The sequence below is a fragment of the Dehalococcoidia bacterium genome (assembly GCA_030018455.1).
In the GTDB taxonomy this organism is placed as follows: domain Bacteria; phylum Chloroflexota; class Dehalococcoidia; order DSTF01; family JALHUB01; genus JASEFU01.
The window spans coordinates 1-5,349 of record JASEFU010000014.1; the positions used below are offsets into that span (position 1 = coordinate 1).

Sequence of the window (5,349 nt, forward strand, 5' to 3'; positions counted from 1 at the left end):
CCACACCCAGCTGTCGCTGCGGGCCGACGTTGTCGGTGGCCGCAGGGTCGCAGGGCCCGCTGCCGTTGGTGATGTCCATATCGATCTCCATGTGGAGGTCGGTCAGGGTATCCCCATCGAAGTCGTAATAGTGGGCGGACGCTTCGCGGCCGCCGCCCTGCACCAGCGCGAAGCTGATGATGGCGATGGCGACGACCACGGCGAAGGCAACCGCTGCCAGCAGCCGCGAAGAATTGCTGACGTGTTGATACCTCACTGGTGATCACCTCCCTGCCGGTGTTGTGACTAAACGGAGCTTGCGGTCGTGCGGGGCTCGGTCAACATAATGCGACGCAGGGGGGAAAGTCAATACCCGGCAACGGGATTTTTCGCTTTTTTCCCCGATCGTTGTTGTCCGTGCAGCGTTGATCACCTCTTTCTTGCCAAACGAGGAATCGTAAACGAGAAAGGCGTTGGCGTGGTTATAGGAGCCGCAAGTGAAGCTAGCCATTAATTGGCACTCTTGTTGTATAACTATTAGATAACAAAGGAAAGAGTATGGACATAAAGGGCATTCTCAGATTATCCTTTATCGGCTCGTAACGGCAGCATCAGGCCGGCAAGGGGCGTGAATAATCAACACGGCCGCCGGGACAAGGCGCAATAGAAAGGAGGTACATACATTTCAGATAATCCAGGCGAAACGAGAAGCAGAACACCCTCAACGAAAGGAGGACCCATGCCTAAAATAAGGCCACGTCTTCTCTTGCTCATCGGGACACTTGTTGCCCTTCTGTCGCTGGTGATGGTTGCGTGCGGCGGGGAGGAGGAGGAACCCACAGAAGGCCCCACCAACGGGGAAGAGAACCTCGCTCCTCCTGAACAGCAGAAGATCGTCGTCCAGAGCGGCGAACCGGAATTCTTCGACCCCCATCGGTCTAACTTCGAACAGGACATCGCGATCGAGCGTATGCTCTTCCGCGGTCTCTATCAGCTTGTTCTGAACGAGGCCGGTGAGGTCGAGGCGGTGCCGGCAATGGCCGACGGTGAGCCAGAGATCGACGGCAACGTGTACACCATCAAACTGAAAGAGGGGCTGAAGTGGTCCGACGGTGAGCCGCTCACCGCGGCCGACTTCGAATACGGGATAAAGCGCGAGTGCAGCCCTGAGGTCGCCGGGCCTTACCAGTACCTGCTCGGCGCTGACATCCTCGGCATCGTCGGCTGCGACGAGTACTTCAACTCCGCCGAGGCGACGCCCGAAGAGCAGGCCGCTCTGCGCGACGCCGTGGGGGTGAAGGCGATCGACGACACCACCCTCGAAGTCACGCTCGCCGCTCCCAAACCCACCTTCATGACTGTCATGTCGCTGTGGGCCGCCTTCCCGGCGCGCCAGGATGTCATCGAGAAGTACGGCGACAAGTGGACGGACCCCGGCAACATCGTTGTCAACGGGCCGTTCACGCTCACCGAGTTCGTCCCCAAAGACCACGTCACGTTGAAGCCCAACCCTGAGTGGGCGCTGGAGCCGAAGCCCGCCCTTCAGGAGATCACCGTCAAGTTCATCGACGACCTCTCGGTCGCCTTCCGCGCATTCCAAACCGGCGAGCTGGACATGACCAGCGTCGCGGCGACGGACATTCCCGTCATCGAGGGCGACCCGGACCTGGCAGACCAGTTCCTGCGCGTGGGCGCCGGCCGCATCTGGTCCGTGGAAATGCAGCTGAACAATGAGGTGCTGAAAGACTACAACGTGCGGCTTGCTCTTTCCCGCGCAATTGACCGCGAGCAGCTCGTCAAGGTGGTCTACAACGACGCCTACATTCCCGCCACTTACTGGCTCGTCGAGGGCATCCCCGGGCACCAGGGCAACGGGCCTTTCGAAGATGTCATCGGCTACGACCCCGAAGCCGCGAAGAAAGCCCTCGCCGACGCCGGCTACCCCGACGGACAGGGCTTCCCGAGTCTGCGGATCACAGTGCTTGACAGGCCTGACCGCAAGGCCGAGGGCGAGTTCCTCCAGAGGGCCTGGAAAGAGGTCCTGGGCATAGATGTGACCATCGAGGCTGTCGACTCCAAGACCCGCTCTCAGACGTTCAACTCGATGAATTTCGAGCTGTTCCCCGGTGGCTGGCAGATCGACTACCCCGACCCCGAGAACCCGCTGATCGGGCTGTTCGACACCGGCGGCGGAAACAACAAGTATGAGTGCAGCGATCCTGACATCGACGCCAAGCTGGAGGCTGCCGCGGCCGAAACCGACAACGACGCGCGCATCAAGCTCCTCCAGGAAGCGGAGACGCTGGTCGTCACGAAGCTGTGCGGCGCAGCGCCGATCTGGCAGGGCGCTTTCCTCTACCTGGTAGACTCGAACATCGGCGGCATCCACGCAAACGGCGCCATCGACGCCGCTATGCCCGGCAACTGGTGCCCCGAATGCTGGTTTGTTAAAGCCGAATAAAGTCTAATAGAAGAAGAGGGGTAATGAAGGAGGCATGGGGCCCCGTCGGGGCCCCATGCCCATCGCACGATGGCCGCTTATCTCATACGACGGCTGCTATGGCTGATCCCGGTCCTCTGGACCGTGGCAACGATCACCTTCTTCCTTATGCACGCTGTGCCCGGCGGCCCTTTCACTCAGGAGAAATCGCTTCCCGAGCCGATTATGGAGGCGCTCAACAGGCGCTACAACCTCGATGAGCCGATCTGGAAGCAGTACCTCCTTTACCTCTGGAACATCCTTCACTTCGATTTCGGTCTTTCGTTCCGTGGCGACCGCGATGTCGCGGAGCTGATCCGCGCCGGCTTCTTTGTCACGGTGCAGCTGGGCGCGCTGGGGTTCCTGGTCGCCTCCGTCGTCGGCCTCACCCTCGGGGTGCTCTCGGCGCTCAATCAGAACGGCTGGCTCGATTACGTTGGCGTCTTCTTCGCTACGGTCGGCGCGGCCATGCCGAACTTCGTGCTTGCCTCATTCCTCATCGTTCTCTTTGCCGTGCAGTTCCCCGTCTTCCACGTCCTCGGCTGGGGCGGGCCGCTGCATCTCAGCGACGTGCTCGACCCCGGCGCATGGGACGTGAAGAAACTCGTGTTGCCTGTCATCGCTGTCAGCACGCTGCCCGCAGCCTACATCGCCCGCGTCACGCGCGCCAGCATGCTGGAAGTGCTGCATCAGGACTACATCCGGACTGCCCATGCCAAGGGACTGACGGAGCAGATCGTCATTCTACGGCACGCCGTGAAGAACGCCATGATCCCCGTGCTGACGGTGATGGGCCCGATTGCCGCCGTTCTCGTGACGGGCTCGTTCATCATCGAGACCGTCTTCTCCATACCCGGCGTCGGCCGCGCCTTCGTCGACGCCGTCATCCGCCGCGACTACGCCATGATAATGGGCTCGACCCTCTTCTACACGGCGGTCGTCGCCTTCGCTAACTTGGCCGTGGACCTCCTGTACGCCGTCGTTGACCCAAGGATCAGGTACCGATGAGGGAACTGGAAGAAGAGACGGAACTGGCACCCGTGGGATGGGAATTGCCTCGGCGGGAACGCGGCCTCTGGTCCGACGCCCTGCGGCGCCTCTCCCGCAACAGACTGGCGATGGCCGCGCTCATCGTGCTCGTCCTGATCGCAGTGATAGCAGTCGCCGCCGACTACCTGGGCGTGCTGGAACGCTACGATCCCTATCAGGACCAGGATTACGAGGCAGTGCAGGAAGGCCCCTCGCTGGAACACTTCTTCGGCACCGATAACCTCGGCCGCGACAACTGGAGCCGCGTCCTCACCGGCGTCGAGATATCGCTACAGATCGGCCTGGGAACGCAGGTGCTCGTGCTGCTGTTCGGCGTCGCCGTCGGCGTGGCCGCGGGCCTCGGCGGCAAGACCACCGACAATCTGCTCATGCGCCTGACGGACATCACGTACGCCTTCCCCGACCTTCTCTTCATCATCCTCCTGCGCTCCGTCCTCTTCGAACGCGACTGGCCCATCCTCACGAATCCTCGCCTTCAGGTCATGCTCGCCATCGCTATGGTCAACTGGACGACGATCGCGCGCCTCGTCCGCGGGCAGATGCTTTCGCTGTGGGAGCGCGACTACGTGACGGCGGCGAAGACGCTGGGGGCCAGCAACTTCCGTATCGTCGTGCGTCACATGTTGCCTAACACGCTGGGGCCGGTGATCGTCGCCTTCACGTTCGGTATTCCCATCGCCATCTTCGCCGAGGCCGCCCTCGGTTTCATCGGCTTCGGGTTGCCGCCGCCGACGGCCAGCCTGGGCCGTCTCGTCTCCGACGGGTACGCCTACATCCAGGTGAACTACTGGGTGGTTGTGTTCCCCGCCGCGGCTATCGCCCTGCTGATGCTGTGCTTCACGTTCCTCGGCGACGGCCTCCGCGACGCGCTCGATCCAAGACAACGATAAGATGTAAGGCCGTGAGAAGGGCCGGATATGCGGCCCTTCTCTGTTGCCCTCGCGACTCCGGCTACGCCTTTCCTCCGGCGGGTCCGCTAACCCGCAAGATGCTTGTGAGCCTGAAGGAAGGGCTCCGAGCAAAGGCCTGAAAGGAAGAGAGGCCCCGAGTGAAGTCGGGGCCTCTCTTTGCTACTGTCTCCCGTTCAGTTGCCGGAAAGCAGGTCCTTGCTCGCCTGCACCAGCCTCTGCAACACCGATACTATGCGGGCGAAAACCGGCGCCGTGTAGTACGAGTTGAGAGGGCATCCTGACTCGTTCGACATCGCCAGTGCATTCTTCGTCGTGGCGTAGTCCCCGCTGGCATACGCGCTTTGGAAGGCAGCGATAACCTCTGCCGGCGTGTCGTACGCAGGGTCGGGGTCGACGTCAGGGTGCGCGGCGTTCAGGAGCGCCGCCACAGCGTGCCGGGCAAGGGCATTCAGACCCCCGCCGCCGAGGGTCACGACCTCCAGGAGCGTTGGACTGCCCGCGAAAGCGTCCACGCCGAAGACTGCTTCGAAGGAGTCGCCGGGCGCGTAGCCTGTGGCCGCCCACGCGTCCAGATGGTTTTTCCAGAAGCCGGGGGTGCAGCCCTCAAACATTGGAGGCGTCGGCGTCGCTGTCGGCGTATCCGTGGGCGTTGCCGTATCCGTGGGCGTAGGCGTCGCCGTGTCGGTGGGCGTGGGTGTCGCCGTATCGGTGGGCGTGTTGGTCGGGGTCGCCGTGTCGGTCGGCGTGGGCGTGGGAGTGGCCCTATCGTAGCAGAAGCTGATGTGGCTCAAGCCGCATTGCCGGCCACCACCGCAGTTGCTCGGCGCCATGAGGTCGTTGTCGCCGAAGGACTCGTCGGGCGGATCGTAGATGTACGCGTTCGCGTCTGGTCCGCCCTTGGCAATGACCACATCGATGCCCAACGTGGAA

The 5,349-nt window shown here is 62.3% G+C and carries 5 protein-coding genes; 3 read left to right on the top strand and 2 right to left on the bottom strand.

What is annotated here, in order from left to right; genetic code table 11:
• A partial coding sequence (locus tag QME71_11060; protein MDI6858838.1) for a hypothetical protein occupies positions 1-256 on the bottom strand: 256 nt, incomplete at its 3' end.
• A 462-nt stretch (positions 257-718) separates the two neighbouring features.
• Here QME71_11060 and QME71_11065 point away from each other — a divergent pair.
• The 3 genes from QME71_11065 (at position 719) to QME71_11075 (ending at position 4,398) form a co-directional block, all read left to right on the top strand.
• Positions 719-2,440, top strand: a complete 1,722-nt coding sequence (locus tag QME71_11065; GenBank protein MDI6858839.1) for a peptide ABC transporter substrate-binding protein — start codon at positions 719-721, stop codon at positions 2,438-2,440.
• A gap of 69 nt (positions 2,441-2,509) precedes the next feature.
• Positions 2,510-3,466 carry an ABC transporter permease gene (locus QME71_11070; protein ID MDI6858840.1) on the top strand — a complete coding sequence of 319 codons (957 nt, stop codon included), beginning with the start codon at positions 2,510-2,512 and terminating at the stop codon, positions 3,464-3,466.
• Positions 3,463-4,398, top strand: coding sequence for an ABC transporter permease (locus QME71_11075; GenBank protein MDI6858841.1), 936 nt, complete (start codon positions 3,463-3,465; stop codon positions 4,396-4,398). The genes QME71_11070 and QME71_11075 overlap by 4 nt, the downstream gene beginning before the upstream one ends.
• 194 nt (positions 4,399-4,592) lie before the next feature.
• Here QME71_11075 and QME71_11080 read toward each other — a convergent pair.
• Positions 4,593-5,349, bottom strand: a 757-nt coding sequence (locus QME71_11080) for a hypothetical protein (GenBank protein ID MDI6858842.1), incomplete at its 5' end; no start/stop codon positions are given.

Coding starts and splice junctions, on each gene's coding strand:
- QME71_11065 (MDI6858839.1), top strand. CDS start 719: ATGCCTAAAATAAGGCCACGTCTTCTCTTGCTCATCGGGACACTTGTT.
- QME71_11070 (MDI6858840.1), top strand. CDS start 2,510: ATGGCCGCTTATCTCATACGACGGCTGCTATGGCTGATCCCGGTCCTC.
- QME71_11075 (MDI6858841.1), top strand. CDS start 3,463: ATGAGGGAACTGGAAGAAGAGACGGAACTGGCACCCGTGGGATGGGAA.